The following is a 23,795-nucleotide window of genomic DNA, read 5'->3' on the forward strand; positions in this document are numbered from 1 at the left end:
GCCACGGGCCTCCCGGCTCAGGACTTGTCGCCTTCGGACCGCACCCGCGCGACCAGGTCGGCCCACGGCCCGTCGAGGCGGGTGCCGGGGATCGTCACCGTGGTGCGTTCGACGGTGATCGTCCAGGTGAAGTCGTCGCGCACGGCAGGTGACGGCGCGGGCTGCGCATCCCGGGGGAGCGCGTCGACCAGCTCCGACCAGCCGGACGGGTCGTCGCAGGAGTCGGTGTCGACGCGCCAGCCCCGCGAGGTGCCGGCGATGCCCCCGGTGCGACGGACGTCGATGTGCATGCCCCGACGGTACGCCGCCAGAGCAGCGCAGTCGAGAACGGCGGGGCGCAGTCGAGAACGGGGCTCAGTCGAGGACGCCGACCGTCCGCCAGGCCTCCTGCACCGCGGTGTGCTGTGCGGAGCCCTCGCCGAAGCGGGTCCGCGCCGCGTCGACGGTCACGGTCGCGAAGCCGGCGAAGTCGATCGACGCCGTGACCGCGTCCGAGGTGAGCGCGTCCCACCAGACGGCACCGGCGCCCTGCCAGGCGTTGCCGCCGATCGCCGTCGCCGCCAGGAAGAACGCGTGGTTCGGGATCCCCGAGTTCGTGTGCACGCCGCCCTGGTCCTCGGTGGTCTCGACGTAGCCGGCCATCGTCGCGGGCTGCGGGTCCTTCCCGAGCACCGGGTCGTCGTAGGCGGTCCCCGGGGCACGCATGGAGCGGAGGGCGACGCCGTGGACCGCATCGGTGAAGAGCCCCTCGCCGATGAGCCACGAGGCCTGCTCCGCGCTCTGCCGTGCCGCGTACTGCGCGACGAGCGAGCCGAACACGTCGCTCACCGACTCGTTGAGCGCGCCCGACTGCCCCTGGTACGTCAGGTCGGCGGTGTACTGGGTGACCCCGTGCGCGAGCTCGTGGCCGATGACGTCGACCGCGATCGTGAAGCGGTTGAACACCTCGCCGTCGCCGTCGCCGAACACCATCCGGCTGCCGTCCCAGTAGGCGTTGTCGTAGTCCTGCCCGTAGTGCACGGTGGCGTCGAGCGGGAGTCCGGCGCCGTCGATCGACACCCGGCCGAACACCTCGAGCCAGAAGGCGTGCGTGTCGCCCAGGCCCGTGTAGGCCTCGTCGACCGCGGGGTCGCCCGAGGCCGGGTCACCCTCGTGCCGGACGGGTGCGCCCGGCAACGTCGTCGAGCCCTTCGCGTCCGAGACGGTGCGCTGTGGCGACCGGTCGACGGTGCCGCTGACGCCCTGCGGCGTCCGGAGGTGCGCGTGCTTCGGGGCCTGCACGGTCTCGAGCGACGCGAGGGCGGTCCGGGCCGCCTCGGCCGCGCGGGGGAAGTCCGTGGCGTCGGCGACGGCGCGGAGGAGGTACGGCGGGACGACGGAGTGCAGGCGGCCGGTCGGGGTCATGCGCTCATGCAACCACCGGGCACCGACAGCGCTTAGGGGCGGTGTCCGTCAGTCGCGCTTGCGGTTCTCGACGAGGCCCAGTGCGTACGACTCCCACCACTGCCCGGCGGCCGGCCCGCCGTTGCACGTGCCGTCGCTGAGCCCCGGCGTCTTCACCCAGAGCAGCGCGTCGAGGCGGGTGGAGCCCCGGGTGACGTGCGGCGCCTGTCCGAGTCCGGCCCCGTCGGGGTTGCACCACGTGCCGCGCCACCCCTGGCCGTTCCGCGAGACGTCGATGACGAAGTGCGGGTCGCCACCGATCGCGTCGGCGAGTCCGTCGGCGTACGCGCGCTCCTGGTCGACGCGGTAGAAGTTCGACACGTTCGTGAAGAAGCCCTGCGTCCGGTCGACACCGGCCTCGCGCAGCCACTTCGCCATCGTCGCGGTCGGGACGCGGTTCTCGTTCCCGCCGTCGAGGTAGACGGTGAGCCCGTGCCCGGTCAGCTCGCCCACGGCCTTCCGGAGGAGGGGCAGCCGGTCCTCCTCGAGGCGCTTGCAGACCTGGATCTGGGCGATGGCGTCCGGCTCGACGAGCACGACGGCCTTCGACCCCTGCATCGCCCGCACCGCCGAGCGGACCCACGGCAGGTACTCGCTCGACCCGGTGCCGCCCTTCGAGTAGCTGCCGCAGTCGCGGTCGGGCACGTTGTAGAGCACGAACACCGGCGTCCGGTGCTGCTGCTCGGCACTCCGGACGACGTCGCGGATCGTCTCCCGGGTCGTGCTGGTCGAGGTGTTCGTCAGCCACGTGGCGATCGGCTGGTCGGCGATCACGGCGATCTTCGACGCGGTGGAGTCCTGGCCGTCGGCGCGGGCCTCGGCTTCTCGGCGGCCCGGCTGGTTCTCGGTCGCCGGCTGTGTCGCGAGGCCTCCGGGGAACGCGTCGGACGCCGACTTCCGCTCGGCCACCTGCCGGCCGCCGGTCTCGCGGGTCTGGGGGAGCACGAGCACGAGCGTGGTGACGAGCGCCACGACGACGATCGCCCCCAGGCCGAGCCAGAGCCACTGGCGCCGGCCGGTGTCACGGCGTGCACGGGTTCCCTCGAGACTCGGCATGGCCCCATGCTCGCAGGTGCGACGGGGGCACGCCCACCCCAGCCGGGCGTTCCCCCAGGACTGGTGGTGGTTCCTGCCAGGACCGTGCCCCAGACTGGCGTGATGTTCCGGAAGCTCCTCCTCCTCGCCCTGACCGCGGCGTACGCCTGGGTGATCTGGCGGATGACGCTGACGCCCCAGGTGTTCACGTCGGCGCAGAACTCCCTCGTGCTGCACGCGATCGCCTGGGTGCAGCAGCTGCCGCACGGCACGTGGTTCACGTACGAGCGCACGGAGTTCCTCGCGAACATCGCCATGTTCGTCCCCGTCGGCATGCTCGCGGCGCTGTGGCTGCCGCGCCGCTGGTGGTTCCTCGGCGCCGTCGTCGGCGTCGGCCTGTCCGCCGGCATCGAGATCGCCCAGGCCGTCTACCTGCCGTACCGCGTGGCCGACCCCCGCGACGTGCTCTCGAACGGGCTCGGCGGGCTGCTCGGCGCGACGGTCGTCGGACTCGTCCGCAGCCTGCTCCCCGCACCCCGTCGTCGCCGACTGCGCGCTCGGACCGCCTGACTCTGGTAGTCTTCTGCGGTTGCCGTCGAACGGCCGCGGACAAAGAGCGCTCACACATCCGGTGTGGGCACCGCGCAACGGACACCGCTCTCATGCAGAGCAGGAAGGGGATCCTCCATGGCACTTGACGCGAAGGTCAAGCAGGAGATCATCGAAGAGTACGCGACCCACCCGGGCGACACCGGATCCCCCGAGGTCCAGGTCGCCGTTCTGACGCGTCGTATCAACGACCTGAACGAGCACCTCAAGGAGCACAAGCACGACCACCACTCGCGTCGTGGTCTGCTGCTCATGGTCGGTCAGCGTCGCCGTCTCCTCGGTTACCTCTCCGACGTCGACATCGCCCGCTACCGTGCGCTCATCGAGCGCCTCGGCCTGCGCCGCTAGTCGTCGCCCAACGGCTTGACCGAACGCCCCGGTCCTCTTCGGAGGGTCGGGGCGTTCTCCGTTTTCCGATCGCACTTCGCCGGGAATGGTTGCGCGCCCGTCGTGGTTCGGTACGATGTTCATGCAAACGCAGCGAAAGTCGGGACTCACCATGACCACCATCGCCGTCGTCTCCGCCGGGCTCTCCGAGCCCAGCTCCACCCGCCTGCTCGCCGACCGCCTGGCAGAGGCCGCCGTCGCGTCGCTCACGGCACCGGACGCCACCGGACTGCCTGGAGGCACGGCGAAGGTCCTGCACGTCGACCTGCGTCCGCTGGCACACGAGATCACCGACGCGATGCTCACCGGGTTCGCGGCGCCGGCCCTGTCCGCAGCCATGGCGACGGTGGTCGAGGCCGACGCGGTCGTGTTCGTCACGCCGATCTTCACCGCCGGGGTGAGCGGCCTCGCGAAGTCGTTCCTCGACGTGCTCGACAAGGACTCCCTCGCCGACATGCCCGTGCTGCTCGGGGCCACCGGCGGGACTGCTCGGCACTCGCTGGCGATCGAGCACGCGCTCCGTCCGGTCTTCGCGTACCTCCGTGCCGCGGTCGTCCCCACCGGCGTGTTCGCCGCGACCGACGACTGGGGGAGCGAGGGTGACTCGGCCGCACTGGACGGACGCATCCGCCGGGCCGGGGTCGACCTGGCCTGGGCGATCCGCGCCTCCCGTCGGACCCCGCAGGAAGCCGACGCGCTCCCCGCGACCGTGGACTTCGCGTCCCTCCTCGGCGGCCTCGGTCACTGACCGCCCCGCGCGGAGGGAGCGGAATCGCTCGTAGGGAGCGGAATCGCTCGTAGGGAGCGGAATCGCTCGTAGGAGGTCGGAATTTCCGACTCCCTATGCGCGGATCCGCTTCCTACTCCACGTGTGATGGGCAGGATCGCTCTGAGGAGGGACACAGGGGTCGTCGGGCAACGGTGCAGACGGTCCACTGGTCGTTCATCGGCTGGCTCGGGAACCTCGTCATGACGACGAGGAGTACCGATGGACAGCAGCGGGAACGGCAGACGATCGGCGAAGGTCACGAGCGCGCTCGTCAGCGTGGGTGGCCTCGTGGTCGCGATGGTCACCGGCGCCGGGTTGTGGTTCGGGCACGAGCAGAGCAGCACGACGACGCAGAGCAGTGACTCGAGCACGTCCGACTCGAGCACGTCCGACTCGAGCACGTCCGGCTCGGGCACGTCGACCGATTCCGGGACCTCGACCGATCAGGGCGTGACCCAGGGCAGCACCAGCACCGGCAGCGCGGACACCGGCAGCTCCGACGCGACGACGACGGGTTCGTGACCGTGCGTGCCGCCGCCGAGTGGGACTGCTGGACCACCACCGCCCGCGTCGTCCTGGACCACCGGGACCGTCGCCACCTCGCCGCCGCCGAGTCCTGCGTCCGCGAGGTCACCGCCGCCGTCGACGCCGCGTGCAGCCGCTTCCGGAGCGACTCCGAACTCGTGGCACGGGCCGACGACCTCGTGCGCGGTGCCGAGGTCTCCCCGCTGCTGGCCAGCCTCGTCCACCAGGCCCTCGACGCAGCGCGGGCGACCGACGGCGACGTCGATCCGACCCTCGGCGGACGGATGGTGTCGCTCGGCTACGACGCGGTGTTCGCCGGCGCCGAACCGGTGCACGTTCCCGAGGCGATGGCGCGCGCGCTCGACGACCGACCGGCGTGGCAGCGGGTCCTGCTGTCGGGCACCTTCCTCCGCGTGCCGGCGGGCATCACGCTCGACCTCGGCGCGATCGCGAAGGCCGCGGCGGCGGACGCGGCGGCGGCGAGCATCACCGCACGGCTCGGCGTCGGCGCGCTCGTGTCCCTCGGCGGGGACGTCGCCACCGCCGGCCCCGACCCGTCCGGCGGCTGGCAGGTGCGGGTGCAGGACCTCGAGGACGACCCCGTCGACCACGTGCGGCTCGCCGCCGGGTGGTCCGTCGCGACCTCGAGCACGCAGAAGCGCCGCTGGGAGCAGGACGGGCACGCGCGGCACCACATCCTCGACCCGCGCTGGGGTCTGCCGGCCGATCCGGTCTGGCGCTCGGTGACGGTCGTCGCCCCGTCCTGCACCACCGCGAACACGATGACGACCGCGGCGATCGTGCGCGGGCACGGGGCGGTGGAGGCCCTGCGGCGGAGCGGCCGCGCGGCTCGGCTCGTCGCGGCGGACGGCTCGGTCGTCCGGCTGGGCCGCTGGCCCGTCGACGTGGCCGGCGTCGTGGGCGAGACGCCGCCTCGGGTGCGAGACTCCGCGTGATCAGGCGGTGTCTCGCAGCAGTGGGAGTGTCTCGACCGCGAGCCTGCGAGCCCGCGAGACCGAGCGCGCGAGCCCACGAGCCCGCGAGACCGAGCCCGCCCGCGCTCAGTACCAGTGCGGGTTGACGCCCATCTCGTGGCTCCACGCGCCGCACGGCGACCCGTAGGCGCTCTTGATGTACGCGAGTCCCCAGTTGATCTGCGTCGCCGCGTTCGTCCGCCAGTCGGCACCGGCAGCGGCCATCTTGTCCGCCGGGAGCGACTGCGGGATGCCGTACGCACCGCTCGAGGCGTTGAGGGCGTTCGCCCGCCAGCCGGACTCCTGCGTCCACAGCGACACGAGGCACCCGAACTGGTCCGAGCCCCAGCCGTACGAGGCGAGCGCGCTCCGGGCGTAGGCCTGCGCGCCGGCCGGGTCGACCACGACGCCGCCGGTGCTCGGGTACGACGTGCCGGAGCCGCCGCTGGTGGCGTCCGACGCGCTCGTGCCGGGCGTCGGGACCGCCGCGGCCGCCGCAGCCGCCGCAGCGCGCTTCCGCTGCTGCTCGGCCTTCTGCGCCGCGACCTTCTGGCCGAGTGCGTACCGCTCCTCGGTCTGCGCGGTGGTGTCCTTGAGTGACGCGAGCTGCGCGTACAGCTCGTCGCTGTGCTGCTGGGTGTCGTCCACGGCGGCGTCCGCCGCGGCTTCGGCGTCCTTCGCGGCGGTCGCCTTCGTCTCGGCCGCGTCCGCCAGTTCGGTGCGCTCGTGCTCGGCCCGGGTCGCCTGTGCGTGCAACGACGACGCGGTCTTCGCCGCGACGGACGCGTCGTCCATGACGCCGGCCCACGTCGACGACAGCTGGTCGAGCGCCCCGAGCTGGTAGAGGAGCTGGCCCGGGTCCTTCGCGGTCGCGATCCGGGTGGTCATCTCGTTCGAGCTGCCGTCGCGGTACAGGTTCGCCGCCAGCTGGCCGGCGCGCTGCTGGGCACGGTCGGCTGTCCTGGTCGCGCGGTCCGCCTGGGCCTGGAGGCTCGTGGCGGCCTGGGTGGCGGCCGTCAGCTCCGCCTCGGCGTCGTCCGCCTTCTCGGAGGCGTCGAGCGCCGCCTGCGACTTCGCCGCAGCGGCTGCCTGCGCCGTCTGCAGCGCCGCCTGGACGCGTGCGATCTCGGCGTTCTTGGTGTCCTCGTTCCCCTTCGCGTGCTGCACGTCCTGCCAGCTGGGGTACTCCGTCGCGATCGCCGGTGCTGCGGAGACGACAGGGGCGACGAGCACGCCGACGACCAGTGCAGCCGCGACGAACAAGCCCCGGGAGGGGGTGAGGCGCATCTCCGCAGGTTATCGGGGACACGCCCGTTCGCCGTGAGCCTCGCCGCCGTTTCCCTGCGGACTGGTAAAGTCCAAGACGTCCGGGGACCGTTTCCCCGGGCGTTACGACAAACACTGCGCAGGCCGGGCACGGAGCTGGTCATCGGTGGTGGCTCGCGGGCCGGATGGTTTCCCGAGTGCTTCTACTGCTGGCCAGACATGCGTCCCGATCACTTCGGCGTGCACGCACCATCGGGTGCCGTGGCCCCAGCCTGCCGAACACATCAAGGAGGCACCCTTTTGGAGGGTCCCGAGATCAAGTTCGCCGAGGCCGTCATCGACAACGGTCGATTCGGCAAGCGCACCGTCCGGTTCGAGACCGGTCGGCTCGCACAGCAGGCGCAGGGCGCGGTCGCCGCGTACCTCGACGAGGAAACGATGCTCCTCTCGGCCACCAGCGCCGGCAAGCACCCGCGTGAAGGATTCGACTTCTTCCCGCTGACGGTCGACGTCGAGGAGCGCTCGTACGCCGCCGGCAAGATCCCCGGTTCGTTCTTCCGCCGTGAAGGCCGTCCCAGCACCGAGGCGATCCTCGTCTGCCGTCTCATCGACCGGCCGCTGCGCCCGTCGTTCGTCGACGGCCTCCGCAACGAGGTCCAGATCGTCATCACCGTCCTGAGCATCGCTCCGGACGAGTTCTACGACGCGCTCGCGATCAACGCGGCGTCCGCGTCGACGCAGATCTCCGGTCTGCCGTTCTCCGGCCCGATCGCCGGTGTGCGCCTCGCGCTCATCCCGGGCGCCAACGGCACCGACCAGTGGGTCGCGTTCCCGAAGGCGTCGCAGCTCGCCGAGGCCGTTTTCGACCTCACCGTCGCCGGCCGTGTCGTCACGGACGAGGCGGGCAACGAGGACGTCGCGATCATGATGGTCGAGGCCGAGGCCACCGAGCACAGCTGGGACCTCATCCAGGGCGGCGCCACGAAGCCCGACGAGGCCGTCGTCGCGCAGGGCCTCGAGGCGGCGAAGCCGTTCCTCAAGTCCCTCGTCGACGCCCAGGCCAAGCTCGCCGCGCAGTCGGCGAAGGAGATCCAGGACTTCCCGGTCTTCCCGGCCTACGCCCCCGAGGTCTACTCGGTCGTCGAGTCCCTCGCGCTCTCCGAGCTCGGTGACGTCTACAAGATCGCCGGCAAGCTCGAGCGTCAGAACGCCGACGACGCCCTGAAGGCCCGCGTCAAGGAGGCAGTCGCCGCCAAGGTGTCCGCCGGTGAGCTCCCCGAGTCCGCCAACGGCCAGGTCAGCGGTGCCTACAAGTCGGTCACGAAGAAGGTCGTCCGCGGCCGGATCCTGACCGAGCAGGTCCGCATGGACGGTCGCGGCCTCGCCGACATCCGTCCGCTCGACGCCGAGGTCGCCGTGATCCCGCGCGTCCACGGTTCGGCGATCTTCCAGCGCGGCGAGACCCAGATCCTGGGAGTCACCACGCTGAACATGCTCAAGATGGAGCAGCAGATCGACTCGCTGTCGCCGGTCAAGAAGAAGCGCTACCTGCACCACTACAACTTCCCGCCGTACTCGACGGGTGAGACCGGTCGCGTCGGTTCGCCGAAGCGTCGCGAGATCGGGCACGGCTTCCTCGCCGAGCGCGCCCTCGTGCCGGTGCTGCCGTCGCGCGAGGAGTTCCCGTACGCCATCCGTCAGGTGTCCGAGGCCCTCAGCTCCAACGGTTCGACGTCGATGGGTTCCGTCTGCGCCTCGACCCTGTCGCTCCTCAACGCCGGTGTGCCCCTCAAGGCCCCGGTCGCGGGCATCGCGATGGGCCTCGTCTCCGACACCGTCGACGGTCAGACCCGCTACGCGGCGCTGACCGACATCCTCGGTGCCGAGGACGCCCTCGGTGACATGGACTTCAAGGTCGCCGGCACCTCGGACTTCGTCACGGCCATCCAGCTGGACACGAAGCTCGACGGCATCCCCTCGTCGGTCCTCGACGCCGCGCTGAAGCAGGCCAAGGAAGCGCGCTCCGCGATCCTCGGTGTGCTGAACGAGGCGATCGACGCCCCCGACGAGATGGCTGACACCGCCCCGCGCGTCATCTCCGTGCAGATCCCCGTCGACAAGATCGGCGAGCTGATCGGCCCGAAGGGCAAGACGATCAACGGCATCCAGGACGAGACCGGTGCCGACATCTCGATCGAGGACGACGGCACCGTCTACATCGGCGCCGTCGACGGCCCCTCGGCCGAGGCTGCTCGTCTGCAGGTCAACGCGATCGCGAACCCGACGAACCCGGAGATCGGGGACCAGTTCCTCGGCACGGTCGTCAAGATCGCGACGTTCGGTGCGTTCGTGTCGCTGCTCCCGGGCCGCGACGGTCTGCTCCACGTCTCCGAGGTCCGCAAGCTCGCCGGTGGCAAGCGTGTGGAGAACGTCGAGGACGTGCTCGGCGTCGGCCAGAAGGTCCTGGTCGAGGTCACCAAGGTGGACGACCGCGGCAAGCTGTCGCTCGCGCCGGTCGTGGCGGAGGAGACCGAGTCCGCTCCGGTCGAGACCGTCCGCGCGCACACCGAGGACCCGGCCGAGGGCTGATCCTCCCCGCGTCCTGACGCACGAACGGCCGCTGTCCCTTCCGGGACGGCGGCCGTTCGCCGTCGGGCCTGCGACGGGGCGCGGGTCAGGCGGCAGGTGTCTCCTGCGTGCCGACGAGCTGCGCACGCCCGAGCAGGTGGTCACGGAGCAGGAAGCCCACCACCGCCGGGGTGGCATCGGCCGGGGCCTCGAGCACGGGGACGTCGAGCGCGCTCACCGTGAAGAAGTAGCGGTGCGGCCCGTGTCCGGCGGGCGGAGCGGCACCGAGGAACGTGTCCGTGCCGAACTCGTTCCGGCGGCGGAGTGCCTCGGCAGGGAGCAGGGCGTCGTCCGTTCCGGCGTTCTGCGGCAGTTCGTGCACCGACGCCGGGAGGTCGGTGAGACTCCAGTGCCAGAACCCCGATCCGGTCGGCGCGTCGGGGTCGTACACGGTGAGGACGTAGCTCTGCGTGCCCTCGGGAGCGCCGGACCACTCCAGCGCGGGGGAGCGGTCCTCGCCCCCGGCGTCGGTGCCGCGCGCCCAGTCGGGCAGGGCTCCGCCGTCGGTGAAGTCGGGGCTGGTCAGGGTGAACGAGGGGACCTCGGGGAGGTTCCAGTTGGGGTCGTTGGCCATGCGTCCAGCCAACACCCGGCACCTCGGAAGCCCACCCGCGTGGCGGGGCCGCGGCAGGCGCGGTGGACGGCGGAAGGGCGACGGACTGGAGGCGCGGTGCGGGCCGGTCCCGTGCCTCCAGGCCGGAACGTGGTCGCGACAGCGACAGCGACAGCGACAGCGAATGACATAGTCGCGCGAGCGAACGACGAGACGCACCGGCACGAGCCGGTCAGCAGCGGGCGGTCAGGCTGCGAGCACGCGCTCCACGACGCGGCCGAGGGCCGCCGTCGCGGCGATCGCGTCACCGGCGTACGCGCCGGACATGGCGCCGTCGCGCGCGAGCATGAGTTCGTCCGCTCCGTCGCCGGGCAGCGTGTGTCCGGCGTCCTGCAGCAGGTCGGCCAGCCGTTCGGTGTACCAGTCGCGGTGCATGGCGACGACCTCGCGCACGGGGTCGCGCGGGTCGTGGTACTCGGCGGCGGCGTTGAGGAACGCGCACCCGCGGAAGTCGGGGTCGTTGACCTCGTCGGTGAGGGCGGCGACCCAGTCGCGGACGGCCCGCGAGGGGGTGCCGGCGTCCGCGATGAGCTGCTCCATCCGCTGCTGCACCCGCTCGTGCTGCGTCCGGATGTAGGCGAGGATCAGGTTGTCCTTCGACCCGTAGTGCTTGTAGAACGTCGCCTTGGTGACACTCGCCTCGGAGATGAGGCGGTCGACCCCGACGCTGTGGATGCCCTCTTCGTAGAAGAGCCGGCTGGCCGTCTCGAGGATGCGTACCTTCGCGCCGCCGGAGCGGGGAGTCGGGGGGACGCTCGACCCGTCCGGCGACGCGAGGTTCGTGCTCGGGCCAGGGAGACGCTGGACGGTCGGTTGGGGGGAATCGACCGTCACAGCGTGGCTCCTTGGTTCATCGGCTCCGCGACCGAGTGGGGGGACTCGTGGCCGCGAGGACTGATGTCCCGAGCCGCCGGATCGGAATCTAGGGGGGCTTTCGATCCGGCGTGAACGACTGTACCACAATGGAGGACAGACAGACGAGTCTTTCTATCCTCCTTTCATGTACCCCACTTCGAGTGACGTACCGTGCGCCTGTGGAAACTGGGCGAGGGAGCCCCGGGGGTCAGTAGGCTCGTCTGCGATGAACCACCCAGTGCCGCTGCCGCTCGAGGCCCCGGACACGTCGTTCCTGACGTCCGGGGGCGCCTTCGTCCGCCGATCCGTCCTGCCCTCGGGCGTGCGGGTCCTGACCGAGGCGATGCCCGGCGCGGCTTCGACCAGCCTCGGCTTCTGGGTGGGGGTGGGTTCGCGGGACGAGCGCGAGGGCCAGTACGGGTCCACGCACTTCCTCGAACACCTGCTCTTCAAGGGCACCGCGAAGCGCTCGGCGCTCGACATCGCGATCTCCTTCGACTCCGTCGGCGGCGAGCACAACGCCGCGACCGCGAAGGAGTACACCTGCTACTACTCGCGCGTCCGTGACGCCGACGTCCCGATGGCGATCGAGGTCATCGGCGACATGGTCACCGGTTCCGTGCTCGAGGCCGCGGCGTTCGACGTCGAACGCGGCGTCATCCTCGAGGAACTCGCGATGGCTGCGGACGACCCGGCCGACGTCGCCGGCGAGGCGTTCTTCGCGGCGGCCTTCGACGGACACGCCCTCGGCCGCCCGATCGGTGGCACGCCCGAGAGCATCCGCGCCGTCCAGCGCGACGAGGTCCTGGCCCACTACCGCGAGCACTACGCCCCGAACGGCATCGTCGTCACCGCCGCCGGAGCCGTCGACCACGACGCCTTCTGCGAACTGGTCGAGGCCGTGTTCCAGGGCGCGCCGAACGCCTCGCCGCTCGCCCGTCGGACGCCGCAGCCGGTGGCCGACCCGGCGATCCCGAAGCTCTCCGTCGTGCACCGCCCCACCGAGCAGGTCAGCATGCTCCGTGGGTCGCAGGGGCTCGACCTCCGCGACGAGCGACGCCCGGTCCTCAGCGTGCTCAACGCCGTCCTCGGCGGTGGCATGAGCTCCCGCCTCTTCCAGGAGGTCCGCGAGCGCCGCGGGCTCGCCTACGCGGTGAGCTCCTTCGCGCCCGCCTACCTCGACAACGGCGCCTTCGGTGTCTACGCCGGATGTGCGCCCGACAACGTGCCCGGTGTCATCGAGATCGTCGACGCCGAGTTCCGCCGGATGGTCGACGACGGCATCACCAGCGACGAACTCCGCCGTGCGAAGGGGCAGATCGAGGGTGCGCTCACGCTCTCGCTCGAGGACTCCGACGCCCGGATGACCCGCCTCGGTCGCTCCGAGCTCGGCACCGGCGAGTTCACCGACCTCGCCACCGCCCTCGAGCGCGTGGACCGGGTCACCACCGGCGCCGTCCTCGACCTGGCGCGCGACCTCCTGACCCGTCCGACGATCACCTCGGTGGTCGGTGCCGTGCGGCAGGACGAGCTCGCGGCCGCGATCGGGATCGGCGGTTGAGCGCCGACATGTCGCACTACCTCTACCTCGTCCGGCACGGTGAGCACCAGGACGCGGAACACGGTCTCCGTGACGGCAAGCTCTCGGAGCGCGGCAAGCGACAGGCGATGCTCGTGGCCGACCGGTTGGGCGGTGTGCCCTTCGACGGGGTGTACCACTCGCCGCTCGAGGCTCCGAGCGAGACCGCCTCGTTCCTCGCGCAGCGGCTTCCGGCGATCCAGCCCGAACCGTCGACCCTGCTCTTCGACTGCATCCCCTCCGGGCCGACGCCCGACATGCCGCACGCGTACCAGGGGTGGTACGGCGGCATCACGGAAGAGGAGATCGTCGCCGGGCAGGCGCAGATGGGCGATGCCGTCGCCGAGTGGTTCACCCCCGCTCGCGAGGACCGGCACGACCTCCTCATCACGCACAACGCCGTGATCGGCTGGTTCGTGCGCGAGGCGTTCCAGGCGCCGGAGTGGCGCTGGATGGGCACGAACGTGGCGCACACGGCGCTGACGATCATCCGGATCCGCTCGGCGAAGCCGGCCGAGGTGGTCGCGCTCAACGACCTCGCCCACCTGCCGGTGGAGCTCCGCACGGGTCTGCCGGTCGGCCAGCCGGTCTAGCGGACAGCCCGTCTGGCGCCAGCCGGTCTATCGCACCGGCTTGCGGTACCAGGCCGTCGCGTTCGGGTTCTCGTTGAACGGCTCGACGCGCTCGTAGCCCCGGCTGCGGTACATCGCGCCGGCGGCGACGAGGGAGTCGTTCGTGTCGAGGACGACCGCGGTCGCCCCGAGCCGTGCGGCGTCCGCCTCGAGCGCGTCCATCACGGCCGTCGCGACGCCCCGCCCGCGCCCCGCCGCCGTGACGAAGACGTGCTTCACCTCGAAGCGGACGTCGTCGCCGTCGTCCGCGATGCGCCGGAGTCCGCCGCAGCCGACCGGACGGGCGCCGCCGACCGGACGGCCGCCACCGCCGACCGGACGGTCGTGGTCGTCGTCGTCGTACGCGACCACGAAGGTGCCGTTCGGCGGCGTGAACTCGGCAGCCGGCGTGCGCTTCCGCGCGTACGAGCCCTGCGCGCTCGGGAACGTCGCCTCGCGCTCGTCGAGGTACGCGTCGAGCAGCGCGTCGACCTCGGGGATGTCTGCCGGCACGGTCCTGACCTCGAGCGTCATGCGTCGATCCTAGGATGGGACACATGGTCACTCCCGTCGCCGTCGTCGGCGCCACCGGTCGTCTCGGGGGCCTCGTGGCCTCCGTCGTCGAGGAACTCCCGGAGTTCGAGCTCGTCGCGAGCCTGTCGTCGAAGGACGGCGCGCACGAAGCCGCCCCCTCGGTGTTCGGTGGCGCGGCCGTCGTGGTCGACGTGACGGTGCCGGCGCTCAGCCCCGCGATCGTGGACAACGCGCTCGCGAGCGGGGCCAACGTCCTCGTCGGCACCTCCGGGTGGTCAGGTGACCGACTGGCCACGCTCCGTTCCGGTCTCGAGGCGCGCCCGGAGCAGGGCGTCTTCGTGGTCCCCAACTTCTCGATCGGCTCGGTGCTCGGCACGCACCTCGCGACGATCGCGGCGCCGTGGTTCCCCGCCGTCGAGATCGTCGAGACGCACCACGCCGGCAAGATCGACTCGCCCTCCGGCACCGCCGTCCGCACCGCGGAGCTCATCGCCGCCGCCCGACGCGACGTCGGCCCGGTCGACGCCCCGCACGTGGACCAGCGCGCCCGCGGGCAGCAGGTCGCGAGCGTCCCGATCCACTCGCTCCGGCTGCCCGGCGTCAAGGCCGTGCAGGACGTCCTGCTGAGCGGACCGGGCGAGACGCTGACGATCCGGCACGACACGCACGACGACGTCGCCTACGTCGCCGGCATCCGCGCGGCCCTCGGCGCGGTCGGCTCGATGCGCGGCCTGACGGTCGGCCTCGGCAGCGTCCTCGGCATCGGCTGACGCGCCGTGGGTGTCGCTCGATCGCTGCGGTCGCCGTTCTGGGGCGCCGCCCTCATGACGGTGCTGCTGGCGCTGTACATCGTGCTCGTCGGGCAGCGTGCCGTGGCGTTCATCCAGACCGGCCTGGCGATCGGGATCGCCATCGGTGTGGCGCTCTTCGTGATCGCCGCGATCGGGGCGCTGCTGCTCGTGCTGGAGTTCCGGTTCGGCGTGCGCATCACCCGGCTCGGTGCGCGGCTCGAGCACGAGGGGGCGGCCCCGGCCGACGTCGTGCCCGTGCGTCCCTCGGGTCGGCCGGTGCGTGAAGCGGCGGACGAGCTCTTCCCGACCTACAAGGCCGCCGTCGAGGCGGACCCGGCCGACTGGCGCGGCTGGTACCGGCTCGGTGTCGTGTACGACGCGGCGGGGGACCGGAAGCGGGCCCGCGCCGCGATGCGGACGGCACTCGCGAAGGCGACCGCCCACTGACCGGAGGCGCGTGACGGGCCTGCCCCGCGCCTCCAGGCCGTCGGGCCGACCACGTCAGAACGTGGCGTCGACCGCGTCCTCGGCGCGCGCGTACCGGAACGCGTACCCCGACTCGAGCAGCTTCGTCGGCACCATCTGCTGGCTCGACAGGAGCATCTCGTCGGCAGCTTCGCGCAGGACGAGCCGGAGCGCGAACTCCGGCATCCGGAACACGTAGGGCCGGTGCAGGTCCTCGGCGACGCGCTTCGTGATCCGGTCGGCCACGGCGGGCTGCGGTCCGGCGAGGTTCACCGGGCCGGTGACCTCCGACGCGGACGGGCTCGTGGCGAGGTGCACGATCGCGCCGACCTCGTCGTCGAGGGCGATCCACGGCCAGTGCTGTCCACCGGTCCCGAGGCGGCCGCCGAGCCCGGCCTTCGTCAGCGGCACGAGCGGTGCGAGCGCGCCGCCGCCCTTCCCGACGACGATGCCGGTCCGGAGCGTGACGACGCGGACGCCGTCCGGCGCCTGGTTCGCCGCCGCCTCCCACGCGGTGCAGACCTCGGCGAGGAAGCCGGTGCCCGGGGCGGCGTCGTCCTGCAGGACGTCCGCCGGGCGGTCGCCGTACACGCCCGAGGCGGAGCCGGACAGGAAGAGCGCGGGTGGGGTGGTGGCGTGCCGCATCGCCTCGACGAGGGTGTCGGTGGCGTCGATCCGCGACCTGCCGATCTCCTGCTTGTAGGTCTCGGTCCACGGCAGCTTGCCGATGTTCGCGCCGGCGAGGTTGATCACCACGTCGGCGCCGTCGAGGATCGCCGGGTCGAGCGGTCGGCTGCCGGGGGACCAGCGGAACTCGGCCGCCGTGCGCGGTTCCCGCCGGACGAGCGTGGTCACGTGGTGCCCGGCCTCGCGCAGGGCGCGGACGAGGGGGGTGCCGATGAAGCCGGACGCGCCGGCCACCAGGATCGAGAGCGGCTGTTCCGCCATGTGGGCCTCCTTGGGAGCAACGGTACTCAGGGGCCTGGAGGCGCGGGGTACGTCGTCCGCGCCGGCTCCCAATCGTCGGTGGTCGCGTCTAGGCTGCTGCCGTGACCGACAGCGAGACCGTGCAGCCCGACGCCTCCGTTCCGACGCCCTACGAAGACCTGCTGCGGCGGGTCCTCGACGAAGGCGCTCCGAAGGGTGACCGCACCGGGACCGGTACCCGCAGCGTCTTCGGCGCGCAGCTCCGCTACGACCTGTCGAAGGGGTTCCCGCTCGTCACGACCAAGCGCGTGCACTTCAAGTCGGTGGCGTACGAGCTGCTCTGGTTCCTCCGCGGCGACGGCAACGCCCGCTGGCTGCAGGAGCACGGCGTCCGGATCTGGAACGAGTGGGCTGACGCGGACGGCGACCTCGGCCCGGTCTACGGCGTGCAGTGGCGTTCCTGGCCGACCCCGTCGGGGGAGCACGTCGACCAGATCGCCCAGGTCATCGAGCAGATCCGGACGAACCCCGACTCGCGCCGACTCATCGTCTCAGCGTGGAACGTGGCCGACGTGCCGGACATGGCGCTGGCCCCGTGCCACGCGTTCTTCCAGTTCTACGTCAACGACGGCAAGCTCTCGTGCCAGCTGTACCAGCGGAGCGCGGACATGTTCCTCGGCGTCCCGTTCAACATCGCCTCGTACGCGCTCCTCACCCACATGATCGCGGCGCAGACCGGGCTCGAGGTCGGCGACTTCGTGTGGACCGGCGGCGACTGCCACGTCTACGACAACCACGTCGAGCAGGTCGAGGAACAGCTGCGCCGCACGGCGTACCCGATGCCGACGCTCGAGATCGCCCCGCGTGACTCGATCGACGACTACGAGTACGAGGACTTCACGGTCGTCGGCTACCACCACCACCCGGCGATCAAGGCCGCGGTCGCGGTCTGATGGCTGCGGAGCCCGGCCCGACCGAACCCGGCTGGACCGAACCGGTGCGGGGCGTCGGCATGGTGTGGGCCCGATCGGTGCAGGGCGTCATCGGCGCCGACGGCGGGATGCCCTGGCACGTCCCCGAAGACCTCGCACACTTCCGGCAGGTCACCGGCGACGCCACCGTGGTGATGGGTCGACGCACCTGGGACTCGCTGCCGGAGCGCTTCCGGCCGCTGCCCGGCCGCCGGAACGTCGTCCTCACCCGCGACGAGACGTGGACGGCCGACGGCGCCGAGGTCGTGCACGACCTGGCGACCGCGCTCGACACCGACGAGCCCGTCTGGGTCATCGGCGGCGGGCAGGTGTACGCCGCGGCGGTGCCGTTCGCCGATCGGGTCTCCGAGACCGTGATCGACCTCGACGTCGCGGGGGACACCCGGGCGCCGACGCTCGGCGACGACTGGACCCTCGTCGACGACGGACCGTGGCAGGAGTCCCGGAACGGCGGTGCCCGCTACCGCTTCCTCGAGTGGCGACGCCGCGCCTGAGCGCCGGGAGCGTGCCGCCGCCGAGCGCGGCACAACCGAAGTGCACCCGAACCGCGCTTTCGCGCGGTTCGGGGTGGCTTCGGTTGTGCGGACGGCCGTCCCGTGGCGTCTGGATGGCCGGCCACCCGGCGGGCGTGACGGTCGAGGCGGGCGTGATCCGCGCCTCCCGGCCGGTCCGAAGGCGGTCGACCGTCCACACGGACGGCGGTCCCGACGCGCATCCCCGGTACGCTGGTGACCGTGTCCCCGCGTGAGAATCCCTTCGGTCAGGTCCTCGTCGCCCTCGTGACCCCGTTCACGGCCGACGGCGAGGTCGACTGGCCAGGCGTCGAGCAGCACATCGACGACTGCATCACCGCCGGTGCCGACGGCATCGTCGTGACCGGCACGACCGGCGAGACGTCGACCCTCACCGACCCGGAGAAGCTCCGGCTGGTCGAGGTCGGCAAGTCCGTCGCCGCGGGCCGCGCGAAGATCATCACCGGCGGCGGCTCGAACGAGACCGCACACGCGATCCACCTCTACAAGCAGAGCGAGCGCGCCGGTGCCGACGGCGTGATGATCGTCACGCCGTACTACAACAAGCCGACCCAGTCGGGCGTGCTCACGCACTTCCGGATGATCGCCGACGCCACCGACCTGCCGGTGATCCTGTACGACATCCCCGGCCGCACCGGCATCCCGATCACCTACGAGACCATCGTGCGGGCGTCGCACCACCCGAACATCCTCGCCGTGAAGGACGCCAAGGGCGACTTCGCCGAGGTCTCCCGGGTGCTCAACAACACCGACCTCATGTACTTCTCCGGCGACGACACGAACGTGCTCCCGCACCTGTCGATCGGCGCCACCGGACTCATCGGCGTCACCGCGAACATCACGTCGACGCCGTACCGCACCATCGTCGACGCGGTGAACCGGGGCGACCTCGCCACCGCGACCGCCGAGCACAAGCGCGTCGAACCCCTCGTCCGCGCCGTCATGACGCACGTCCCCGGGACCGTCGCGGCGAAGTACATCCTGCACGGGCTCGGCCGCATCGGCAGCCCGCGCGTCCGTCTGCCGCTCGTCGGCCCCGAGGACTCCGAGGCGTACGCCATCGAGACCTCGCTCGAAGCCGTCCGGGACATCCCCGGTGCCGACTTCTCGAACTTCCGCCCGGACCGCAACGCGGCAGCCGGCGGCGCATTGCCAAAGGTGCCAGGCACCACCCGTTGACGAACCGTGGCGCGCTGAACGCGCGTCACCCGAATCCGTAGGACCGAATGCCCACACAAGTCTCCGAACCCCAGCCGCTCGAAGCCGGCACCCTCCGCGTGATCCCCATCGGGGGACTCGGCGAGATCGGTCGCAACATGACCGTCTACGAGTACGAGGGCAAGCTGCTCATCGTCGACGCCGGTGTCCTCTTCCCCGAGGAGCACCAGCCCGGGGTCGACCTCATCCTGCCGGACTTCGCGCCCATCCGGGACCGCCTCTCCGACGTCCTCGGGGTCGTGCTCACGCACGGTCACGAGGACCACATCGGGGCCGTTCCGTACCTCCTGAAGCTCCGCGACGACATCCCGCTGATCGGCTCCACGCTGACGCTGGCCCTCGTCGAGGCGAAGCTCAAGGAACACCGGATCAAGCCGTACACGCTCGTCGTGGCCGAGGACCAGACCGAGCAGATCGGCCCGTTCCACCTCGAGTTCGTCGCCGTGAACCACTCCATCCCGGACGCCCTCGCCGTCGCGATCACGACCCCCGCCGGGCGTGTGCTGCACACGGGCGACTTCAAGATGGACCAGCTCCCGCTCGACGACCGCATCACCGACCTCCGGGCCTTCGCCCGGCTCGGTGAGGCCGGCGTCGACCTGTTCCTGCCGGACTCGACCAACGCCGACGTCCCCGGGTTCACCGCACCGGAGCGCGACATCGGCCCCGTGCTCGAGAACATCATCATGCGCGCCCGCAAGAAGGTCGTCGTAGCGAGCTTCTCGTCGCACGTGCACCGCGTGCAGCAGGTCCTCGACGCCGCCGCCGCCGCGAACCGCAAGGTCGCGTTCATGGGCCGCTCGATGATCCGCAACATGACGATCGCCGCCGACCTCGGGTACCTCCGCGTGCCGGAGAACGTGCTCATCGACACGAAGAAGGCGAAGAACGTCCCCGACGACCAGATCGTCTACATGTCGACCGGGTCGCAGGGCGAGCCGATGGCCGTGCTCGCGCGGATGGCGAACCTCGAGCACCAGATCGAGATCGGCGAGGGCGACACCGTCATCCTCGCGTCGTCCCTCATCCCGGGCAACGAGAACGCGGTGTACCGCGTGATCGACGGGCTGACGAAGCTCGGTGCGAAGGTCGTGCACAAGGGCAACGCGAAGGTGCACGTCTCCGGGCACGCCTCGGCCGGCGAGCTCCTCTACTGCTACAACATCCTGCGGCCGCGGAACGTCCTGCCGGTGCACGGCGAGCAGCGCCACCTGTACGCGAACGCCGACCTGGCGATCCAGACGGGTGTGCCGCCGCGCAACGTGATCCTCGGCCAGGACGGCATCGTCGTCGACCTCAAGGACGGCGTCGTGAACGTCGCCGGGCAGCTCGACATCGGGTACGTCTACGTCGACGGGTCGACCGTCGGCGAGATCACCGACGCCGACCTCAAGGACCGCCGCGTCCTCGCGGAAGAGGGCTTCATCTCCGTCTTCTGCGCGGTCGACTTCACCACCGGGCAGTGCGTCATCGGCCCGGAGATCCAGTCGCGCGGCTTCGCGGAGGACGACTCGGTCTTCGACGACATCCGTCCGCAGATCGCCAAGGCACTCGCCGAGGCGGCCGCGAACGGCACCGGCGACAGCCACGCGTTCAGCCAGGTGGTCCGCCGGACGGTGGGTCGCTGGGTGAACACGAAGCACCGTCGTCGCCCCATGATCGTCCCGGTGGTCATCGAGGCGTAGCGCCTGCTGGGCGCGCGTCGCCGACGCGCGTCGCGCCGGAGAACCGGACTGGAGGCCCGGTGCACGTTCCTGACGGACGTGCACCGGGCCTCCAGTCGATCTCCGGCCCGTCGGCCAACCTGGTTCATCCCACAGGATGATGTCCCGTCGGTATGTCACTCAATAGTGTCCCGGGGTGACCGTCCTGCGTCGCTGGGTGTGGCCCGGCCTGAAGTTCCTCGTGTTCGCCGCCATCGCGGTGTCCCTCGTCCGTCTCGCGTTCTTCGCGGCCCAGCCCGAGGGCGAGGAGACCGTGCCCACCGGGCAGATCGCGGACCCCACCGTGACGGTGGAGAAGGGCGACGTCGTCAACGACGTCGAGGCGACCGGCACCATCCGGTCCGTCGCCTCGACCGCGGTGCGTTCGTCCGTCGAGGGCACCGTGAACAAGGTGTTCGTGGCGAACGGAGCCCACGTCGAGCAGGGCGCACCGGTCATCGACGTGCGGGTGGAGACCCCGTCGACCGGCACCGCCGACGACGGAGCGCCGCTGCCGCCCACCGTGACCTTCTCGACCGTCGTGGCCACGTCCGGTGGCACCGTGTCGGGCCTCGACCTCGTCACGAAGCAGCCGGTGACGATCGGGGACACCGTCGCGCGGGTCGCCCCTGAGGCGTACCGCGCCAGTGCGACCCTCGACGCGGCGCAGCTCTACCGCCTGACGTCCCGTCCGTCGAAGGCGACGGTCACCGTCACGGACGGCCCGGCACCGTTCACGTGCACGAACCTGTCGCTGACGAGCGCAGCGGGGTCGGACGGCGCAGCCTCCGACGAGTCCGCCGACGACTCCGGCGGCGGTTCCGGGTCGTCCGGTGGCACCCAGCTCGAGTGCGACGTGCCGAGCGGCGTCACGGTCTTCCCCGGCCTCGAGGTCACGGTCGCCGTCCCCGCGGGCACGGCCGAGGGCGTCCTGACCCTCCCGACGACGGCGGTGCAGGGGACCGCGCAGAAGGGCGTCGTCACCGTGGTCGGCGAGGACGGTGCGCGCACCGAGAAGTCGATCGTGCTCGGCCTGAACGACGGCGAGACCGTCGAGGTGCGGTCCGGCCTCGCCGAGGGCGACACCGTCCTGCAGTTCGTGCCGGGCAAGGAGCAGACGGAGGACGACGAGTCCGCCGACGGCGGCTCCGTGGTGATCGGATGAGCCTCGTCAGCGTCCGCGGACTGCGCAAGTCGGTGCAGCTGCCCGACGGGACGCCGCTCGAGATCCTCCGCGGCGTCGACCTCGAGGTCGACGCCGGCACCCGCGTCGCCATCGTCGGCCGGTCCGGCTCCGGCAAGTCCACACTGCTCAACGTGCTCGGGCTGCTCGACACCCCGACCGAGGGCGTCCACGAGTTCGACGGGGTGGACGTCGGCCGCGCCGGGTCCCTGCGCCGTGACCGCATCCGCGGCGACGAGGTGGGATTCGTGTTCCAGCAGTTCAACCTGCTGCAGGGGAGGACCGCGATCGAGAACGTCGAGGTGCCGTTGCTCTACGCGACCGGTCGGACGTTCTGGCGCCGCCGACGGCTCGCGCTGGAGATGCTCGACCGGGTCGGGCTCGCGGACCGGGGCGACACGCAGCCGCACCGGCTGTCCGGCGGCGAGCAGCAGCGCGTCGCGATCGCCCGCGCCCTGGTCCGGGAGCCGCGGCTCATCCTCGCTGACGAGCCGACCGGTGCCCTCGACGTCGACACCGGCCGTTCCGTGATGGAGCTCCTCGAGACCGTCGCTGCCGAGACCGGAGCCGCACTCATGACGATCACGCACGACCCGGCCGTCGCAGCGCGCGCGGACGTCGTGCACCGGATCGACCACGGTGTCGTGGTGGACGCCGCGGTGGACGCCGTGGTGGACGCCGCGGTGGCCTCGGCCTCGGCGTCGGCGTCGGCCTCGGCCGCGGCGTCGGCGTCGGCCCCGGCGTCGGCCTCGGCCGCGGCGTCGGCCGGGATCGGGGTGGCCTCGCCCGGCGAGTCGCGGACGGGGGCCGCCGCGTGAACCGCGTGCTGACGACCGTCGTCGGGACGTTCGTCGAGTCCTGGCAGGAGCTCCGCGTGCACCGTGGCCGCGTCGTCCTCAGCCTCATCGGTGTGACGATCGCCGTGGCCTCCCTCGCCGTCGTGGTCGGGTTCGGCTCGCTCGCGGAACGGGTCACCGAGGCCTTCAGCGAGCAGTACGGTGGGCGCGCCGCGACCTACAGCCTCACCGGCACGGCCGACGGGTCGGATGCCGCGTCCGGTTCTGGGTCCGGGTCTGCGTCCGGGTCTGCGTCCGCGTCCGGGTCTGCGTCCGCGTCCGGGTCCGCGGACGCGCTCGACCGTGAGCTCCGCGCCGCCGCCGCCCGCTACGACGTGCGGTTCGCCAGCGAGGCGACGTACACGTCCCGCCGAGTGCAGTTCCCGGACGGGGTCACTGAGGTGCAGGGGCAGACGGTCGACCCGCCGTACGCCGAGATGCACCGCCTGCGGATGGCGTCGGGGGAGTGGTTCACCGAGTCCGACCGTGACCGCCTCGCACCCGCGATCGTCGTGAACGGGGCGTTCCTCGACCAGCTCGGCGGTGCGGACGTCGTGACCCACCCCACCGTCCGGCTGCCGGGCACGCCCGGGGTCACCGCGGTGGTGGTCGGCGAGTACGCCTCGTCGGAGTACGACACCGAGCCGATGTTCTACCAGCTCGCGAACTCGGTGGCGACGAGGAGCGCGGTGCCGGTCGCCGACGACGGCAGTCAGCGGTCGTTCGAGGTGTGGGTTCCGGAGACCGGGGGCAAGGCCCTCGCGAAGCGCATCGCCAGCGATGCCGAACGTGCCGTCGGGAACGGCGCGACGGTCGACGCGAGCCGGATGGACGCTGCGGGTTCCGTCGACGGCGACCCGCTCGGGGCCATGCGGTACGTCATCGCCGGCGTCGCGGTGCTCGTCCTCGTGCTCGGTGGGCTCGGACTCCTCAACGTCTCGCTCGTCAGCGTCCGACAGCGCATCCGCGAGATCGGCATCCGGCGCGGGGTCGGTGCCTCGGCCGGACGGATCTTCGTCGCCGTGCTGCTGGAGAACGTCCTCGGCACGCTCGTCGCGGGCGGCATCGGCGTGATGATCGGCGCCGCGGTGCTCGGGAACGAGACCGTCCGCGGACTCATCACGAGCGGCGTCGAGGTCGGCGGGGCGCCGTTCCCGCTCGAGGCGGCGCTCGTGGGCGTCGGGTCGGCGGTGGCCGTCGGGGCGCTCGCCGGGTTCCTGCCGGCGATCCTGGCCGTCCGGGTGAAGGTCATCGACGCGATCCGCTACTGAGGGTGCTGCGGCGGGCCTCCCTTGGTTTGTCCTGAGTGGGGATTAGGG

General features: G+C 71.7%; 25 protein-coding genes. 17 read left to right on the forward strand and 8 right to left on the reverse strand.

Annotated features, from left to right (window positions below):
* Nucleotides 1-17: 17 nt before the first annotated feature.
* The 3 genes from DEJ28_RS05930 to DEJ28_RS05940 all read right to left on the reverse strand — a co-directional run bounded on the left by DEJ28_RS05930 (nucleotide 18) and on the right by DEJ28_RS05940 (nucleotide 2,499).
* The gene (locus tag DEJ28_RS05930) at nucleotides 18-290 is read right to left on the reverse strand and encodes a protealysin inhibitor emfourin (RefSeq protein WP_111115666.1); all 273 of its coding nucleotides are present in this window, start codon (nucleotides 288-290) and stop codon (nucleotides 18-20) included.
* Between the two features lie 64 nt (nucleotides 291-354).
* Nucleotides 355-1,404 carry a M4 family metallopeptidase gene (locus tag DEJ28_RS05935; protein WP_111115665.1) on the reverse strand — a complete coding sequence of 350 codons (1,050 nt, stop codon included), beginning with the start codon at nucleotides 1,402-1,404 and terminating at the stop codon, nucleotides 355-357.
* Between the two features lie 48 nt (nucleotides 1,405-1,452).
* The gene (locus tag DEJ28_RS05940; protein WP_111115664.1) at nucleotides 1,453-2,499 is read right to left on the reverse strand and encodes a glycoside hydrolase family 6 protein; all 1,047 of its coding nucleotides are present in this window, start codon (nucleotides 2,497-2,499) and stop codon (nucleotides 1,453-1,455) included.
* A 102-nt stretch (nucleotides 2,500-2,601) separates the two neighbouring features.
* On the opposite strand from DEJ28_RS05940, the gene DEJ28_RS05945 reads away from it, so the two are divergent.
* The 5 genes from DEJ28_RS05945 to DEJ28_RS05965 all read left to right on the forward strand — a co-directional run bounded on the left by DEJ28_RS05945 (nucleotide 2,602) and on the right by DEJ28_RS05965 (nucleotide 5,724).
* Nucleotides 2,602-3,048 (forward strand): VanZ family protein, encoded by a 447-nt coding sequence (locus DEJ28_RS05945; RefSeq protein ID WP_181433712.1) that lies wholly within the window; start codon nucleotides 2,602-2,604, stop codon nucleotides 3,046-3,048.
* A gap of 117 nt (nucleotides 3,049-3,165) precedes the next feature.
* Complete coding sequence (gene rpsO / locus DEJ28_RS05950) at nucleotides 3,166-3,435, forward strand: 30S ribosomal protein S15 (protein ID WP_070416523.1); 270 nt, start codon at nucleotides 3,166-3,168, stop codon at nucleotides 3,433-3,435.
* 121 nt (nucleotides 3,436-3,556) lie between these two features.
* Nucleotides 3,557-4,222 (forward strand): CE1759 family FMN reductase, encoded by a 666-nt coding sequence (locus DEJ28_RS05955; RefSeq protein WP_258368065.1) that lies wholly within the window; start codon nucleotides 3,557-3,559, stop codon nucleotides 4,220-4,222.
* Between the two features lie 240 nt (nucleotides 4,223-4,462).
* Entirely contained in the window at nucleotides 4,463-4,765 is a 303-nt protein-coding gene (locus tag DEJ28_RS05960) for a hypothetical protein (RefSeq protein ID WP_111115661.1), read from the forward strand.
* Nucleotides 4,762-5,724 (forward strand): FAD:protein FMN transferase, encoded by a 963-nt coding sequence (locus DEJ28_RS05965; protein WP_111115660.1) that lies wholly within the window; start codon nucleotides 4,762-4,764, stop codon nucleotides 5,722-5,724. Before DEJ28_RS05960 ends, DEJ28_RS05965 begins: the two co-directional genes overlap by 4 nt.
* 105 nt (nucleotides 5,725-5,829) lie before the next feature.
* On the opposite strand, the gene DEJ28_RS05970 is transcribed toward DEJ28_RS05965, so the two are convergent.
* Nucleotides 5,830-7,029, reverse strand: a complete 1,200-nt coding sequence (locus tag DEJ28_RS05970) for a coiled-coil domain-containing protein (RefSeq protein ID WP_258368064.1) — start codon at nucleotides 7,027-7,029, stop codon at nucleotides 5,830-5,832.
* 279 nt (nucleotides 7,030-7,308) lie between these two features.
* Here DEJ28_RS05970 and DEJ28_RS05975 point away from each other — a divergent pair, with 279 nt between their 5' ends.
* Nucleotides 7,309-9,597 carry a polyribonucleotide nucleotidyltransferase gene (locus tag DEJ28_RS05975; RefSeq protein ID WP_111115659.1) on the forward strand — a complete coding sequence of 763 codons (2,289 nt, stop codon included), beginning with the start codon at nucleotides 7,309-7,311 and terminating at the stop codon, nucleotides 9,595-9,597.
* An 85-nt stretch (nucleotides 9,598-9,682) separates the two neighbouring features.
* Here the strand turns inward: DEJ28_RS05975 and DEJ28_RS05980 are convergent, their stop codons facing one another.
* Together DEJ28_RS05980 and DEJ28_RS05985 are read right to left on the reverse strand one after the other, a co-directional pair.
* A complete protein-coding gene (locus DEJ28_RS05980; protein ID WP_111115658.1) occupies nucleotides 9,683-10,210 on the reverse strand; it encodes a YbhB/YbcL family Raf kinase inhibitor-like protein in 528 nt (175 codons plus the stop codon).
* A gap of 225 nt (nucleotides 10,211-10,435) precedes the next feature.
* Nucleotides 10,436-11,083, reverse strand: coding sequence for a TetR/AcrR family transcriptional regulator (locus DEJ28_RS05985; RefSeq protein ID WP_111115657.1), 648 nt, complete (start codon nucleotides 11,081-11,083; stop codon nucleotides 10,436-10,438).
* Nucleotides 11,084-11,330: 247 nt separating this feature from the next.
* On the opposite strand from DEJ28_RS05985, the gene DEJ28_RS05990 reads away from it, so the two are divergent.
* Together DEJ28_RS05990 and DEJ28_RS05995 are read left to right on the forward strand one after the other, a co-directional pair.
* Nucleotides 11,331-12,665: a M16 family metallopeptidase gene (locus tag DEJ28_RS05990; protein ID WP_111115656.1), complete on the forward strand. Its 1,335-nt coding sequence runs from the start codon at nucleotides 11,331-11,333 to the stop codon at nucleotides 12,663-12,665.
* Nucleotides 12,666-12,673: 8 nt separating this feature from the next.
* A complete protein-coding gene (locus DEJ28_RS05995; protein ID WP_071293800.1) occupies nucleotides 12,674-13,276 on the forward strand; it encodes a histidine phosphatase family protein in 603 nt (200 codons plus the stop codon).
* Between the two features lie 27 nt (nucleotides 13,277-13,303).
* Here the strand turns inward: DEJ28_RS05995 and DEJ28_RS06000 are convergent, their stop codons facing one another.
* On the reverse strand, nucleotides 13,304-13,828 hold the full coding sequence (locus tag DEJ28_RS06000) for a GNAT family N-acetyltransferase (protein WP_111115655.1): 525 nt from the start codon (nucleotides 13,826-13,828) through the stop codon (nucleotides 13,304-13,306).
* A 23-nt stretch (nucleotides 13,829-13,851) separates the two neighbouring features.
* On the opposite strand from DEJ28_RS06000, the gene DEJ28_RS06005 reads away from it, so the two are divergent.
* Together DEJ28_RS06005 and DEJ28_RS06010 are read left to right on the forward strand one after the other, a co-directional pair.
* Nucleotides 13,852-14,598 (forward strand): 4-hydroxy-tetrahydrodipicolinate reductase, encoded by a 747-nt coding sequence (locus tag DEJ28_RS06005; RefSeq protein WP_258368063.1) that lies wholly within the window; start codon nucleotides 13,852-13,854, stop codon nucleotides 14,596-14,598.
* A 6-nt stretch (nucleotides 14,599-14,604) separates the two neighbouring features.
* Nucleotides 14,605-15,066 carry a tetratricopeptide repeat protein gene (locus DEJ28_RS06010; RefSeq protein ID WP_502866944.1) on the forward strand — a complete coding sequence of 154 codons (462 nt, stop codon included), beginning with the start codon at nucleotides 14,605-14,607 and terminating at the stop codon, nucleotides 15,064-15,066.
* A 54-nt stretch (nucleotides 15,067-15,120) separates the two neighbouring features.
* On the opposite strand, the gene DEJ28_RS06015 is transcribed toward DEJ28_RS06010, so the two are convergent.
* The gene (locus DEJ28_RS06015) at nucleotides 15,121-16,032 is read right to left on the reverse strand and encodes a TIGR01777 family oxidoreductase (RefSeq protein ID WP_111115652.1); all 912 of its coding nucleotides are present in this window, start codon (nucleotides 16,030-16,032) and stop codon (nucleotides 15,121-15,123) included.
* Between the two features lie 101 nt (nucleotides 16,033-16,133).
* Between DEJ28_RS06015 and DEJ28_RS06020 the strand changes: the two genes are divergently transcribed.
* From DEJ28_RS06020 to DEJ28_RS06050, 7 genes are all read left to right on the forward strand, one after another.
* Nucleotides 16,134-16,964 carry a thymidylate synthase gene (locus tag DEJ28_RS06020; protein ID WP_258368062.1) on the forward strand — a complete coding sequence of 277 codons (831 nt, stop codon included), beginning with the start codon at nucleotides 16,134-16,136 and terminating at the stop codon, nucleotides 16,962-16,964.
* Entirely contained in the window at nucleotides 16,964-17,497 is a 534-nt protein-coding gene (locus DEJ28_RS06025) for a dihydrofolate reductase (protein ID WP_111115651.1), read from the forward strand. The genes DEJ28_RS06020 and DEJ28_RS06025 overlap by 1 nt, the downstream gene beginning before the upstream one ends.
* 240 nt (nucleotides 17,498-17,737) lie before the next feature.
* The gene (gene dapA, locus DEJ28_RS06030; protein ID WP_092094536.1) at nucleotides 17,738-18,715 is read left to right on the forward strand and encodes a 4-hydroxy-tetrahydrodipicolinate synthase; all 978 of its coding nucleotides are present in this window, start codon (nucleotides 17,738-17,740) and stop codon (nucleotides 18,713-18,715) included.
* A 47-nt stretch (nucleotides 18,716-18,762) separates the two neighbouring features.
* On the forward strand, nucleotides 18,763-20,439 hold the full coding sequence (locus DEJ28_RS06035) for a ribonuclease J (protein WP_111115650.1): 1,677 nt from the start codon (nucleotides 18,763-18,765) through the stop codon (nucleotides 20,437-20,439).
* A gap of 175 nt (nucleotides 20,440-20,614) precedes the next feature.
* The gene (locus DEJ28_RS06040; protein WP_111115649.1) at nucleotides 20,615-21,622 is read left to right on the forward strand and encodes a permuted SH3 domain-containing protein; all 1,008 of its coding nucleotides are present in this window, start codon (nucleotides 20,615-20,617) and stop codon (nucleotides 21,620-21,622) included.
* A complete protein-coding gene (locus DEJ28_RS06045; protein ID WP_111115648.1) occupies nucleotides 21,619-22,458 on the forward strand; it encodes an ABC transporter ATP-binding protein in 840 nt (279 codons plus the stop codon). Before DEJ28_RS06040 ends, DEJ28_RS06045 begins: the two co-directional genes overlap by 4 nt.
* The gene (locus DEJ28_RS06050; RefSeq protein ID WP_111115647.1) at nucleotides 22,455-23,747 is read left to right on the forward strand and encodes an ABC transporter permease; all 1,293 of its coding nucleotides are present in this window, start codon (nucleotides 22,455-22,457) and stop codon (nucleotides 23,745-23,747) included. Before DEJ28_RS06045 ends, DEJ28_RS06050 begins: the two co-directional genes overlap by 4 nt.
* The last annotated feature ends 48 nt before the right edge of the window (nucleotides 23,748-23,795 follow it).

The organism is Curtobacterium sp. MCPF17_002, from assembly GCF_003234115.2.
Lineage (GTDB): Bacteria > Actinomycetota > Actinomycetes > Actinomycetales > Microbacteriaceae > Curtobacterium.

What these genes read in the sequence shown, in the direction of transcription:
- DEJ28_RS06015 (WP_111115652.1), bottom strand. Translation starts at nt 16,032, where the DNA reads ATGGCGGAACAGCCGCTCTCGATCCTGGTGGCCGGCGCGTCCGGCTTC.
- DEJ28_RS05935 (WP_111115665.1), bottom strand. Translation starts at nt 1,404, where the DNA reads ATGACCCCGACCGGCCGCCTGCACTCCGTCGTCCCGCCGTACCTCCTC.
- rpsO (WP_070416523.1), top strand. Translation starts at nt 3,166, where the DNA reads ATGGCACTTGACGCGAAGGTCAAGCAGGAGATCATCGAAGAGTACGCG.
- DEJ28_RS06005 (WP_258368063.1), top strand. Translation starts at nt 13,852, where the DNA reads ATGGTCACTCCCGTCGCCGTCGTCGGCGCCACCGGTCGTCTCGGGGGC.
- DEJ28_RS05995 (WP_071293800.1), top strand. Translation starts at nt 12,674, where the DNA reads ATGTCGCACTACCTCTACCTCGTCCGGCACGGTGAGCACCAGGACGCG.
- DEJ28_RS05960 (WP_111115661.1), top strand. Translation starts at nt 4,463, where the DNA reads ATGGACAGCAGCGGGAACGGCAGACGATCGGCGAAGGTCACGAGCGCG.
- DEJ28_RS05930 (WP_111115666.1), bottom strand. Translation starts at nt 290, where the DNA reads ATGCACATCGACGTCCGTCGCACCGGGGGCATCGCCGGCACCTCGCGG.
- DEJ28_RS05955 (WP_258368065.1), top strand. Translation starts at nt 3,557, where the DNA reads ATGCAAACGCAGCGAAAGTCGGGACTCACCATGACCACCATCGCCGTC.
- DEJ28_RS05980 (WP_111115658.1), bottom strand. Translation starts at nt 10,210, where the DNA reads ATGGCCAACGACCCCAACTGGAACCTCCCCGAGGTCCCCTCGTTCACC.
- DEJ28_RS05945 (WP_181433712.1), top strand. Translation starts at nt 2,602, where the DNA reads ATGTTCCGGAAGCTCCTCCTCCTCGCCCTGACCGCGGCGTACGCCTGG.
- DEJ28_RS05940 (WP_111115664.1), bottom strand. Translation starts at nt 2,499, where the DNA reads ATGCCGAGTCTCGAGGGAACCCGTGCACGCCGTGACACCGGCCGGCGC.
- DEJ28_RS06035 (WP_111115650.1), top strand. Translation starts at nt 18,763, where the DNA reads ATGCCCACACAAGTCTCCGAACCCCAGCCGCTCGAAGCCGGCACCCTC.
- DEJ28_RS06000 (WP_111115655.1), bottom strand. Translation starts at nt 13,828, where the DNA reads ATGACGCTCGAGGTCAGGACCGTGCCGGCAGACATCCCCGAGGTCGAC.
- DEJ28_RS06025 (WP_111115651.1), top strand. Translation starts at nt 16,964, where the DNA reads ATGGCTGCGGAGCCCGGCCCGACCGAACCCGGCTGGACCGAACCGGTG.
- DEJ28_RS06045 (WP_111115648.1), top strand. Translation starts at nt 21,619, where the DNA reads ATGAGCCTCGTCAGCGTCCGCGGACTGCGCAAGTCGGTGCAGCTGCCC.
- DEJ28_RS05990 (WP_111115656.1), top strand. Translation starts at nt 11,331, where the DNA reads ATGAACCACCCAGTGCCGCTGCCGCTCGAGGCCCCGGACACGTCGTTC.
- DEJ28_RS05970 (WP_258368064.1), bottom strand. Translation starts at nt 7,029, where the DNA reads ATGCGCCTCACCCCCTCCCGGGGCTTGTTCGTCGCGGCTGCACTGGTC.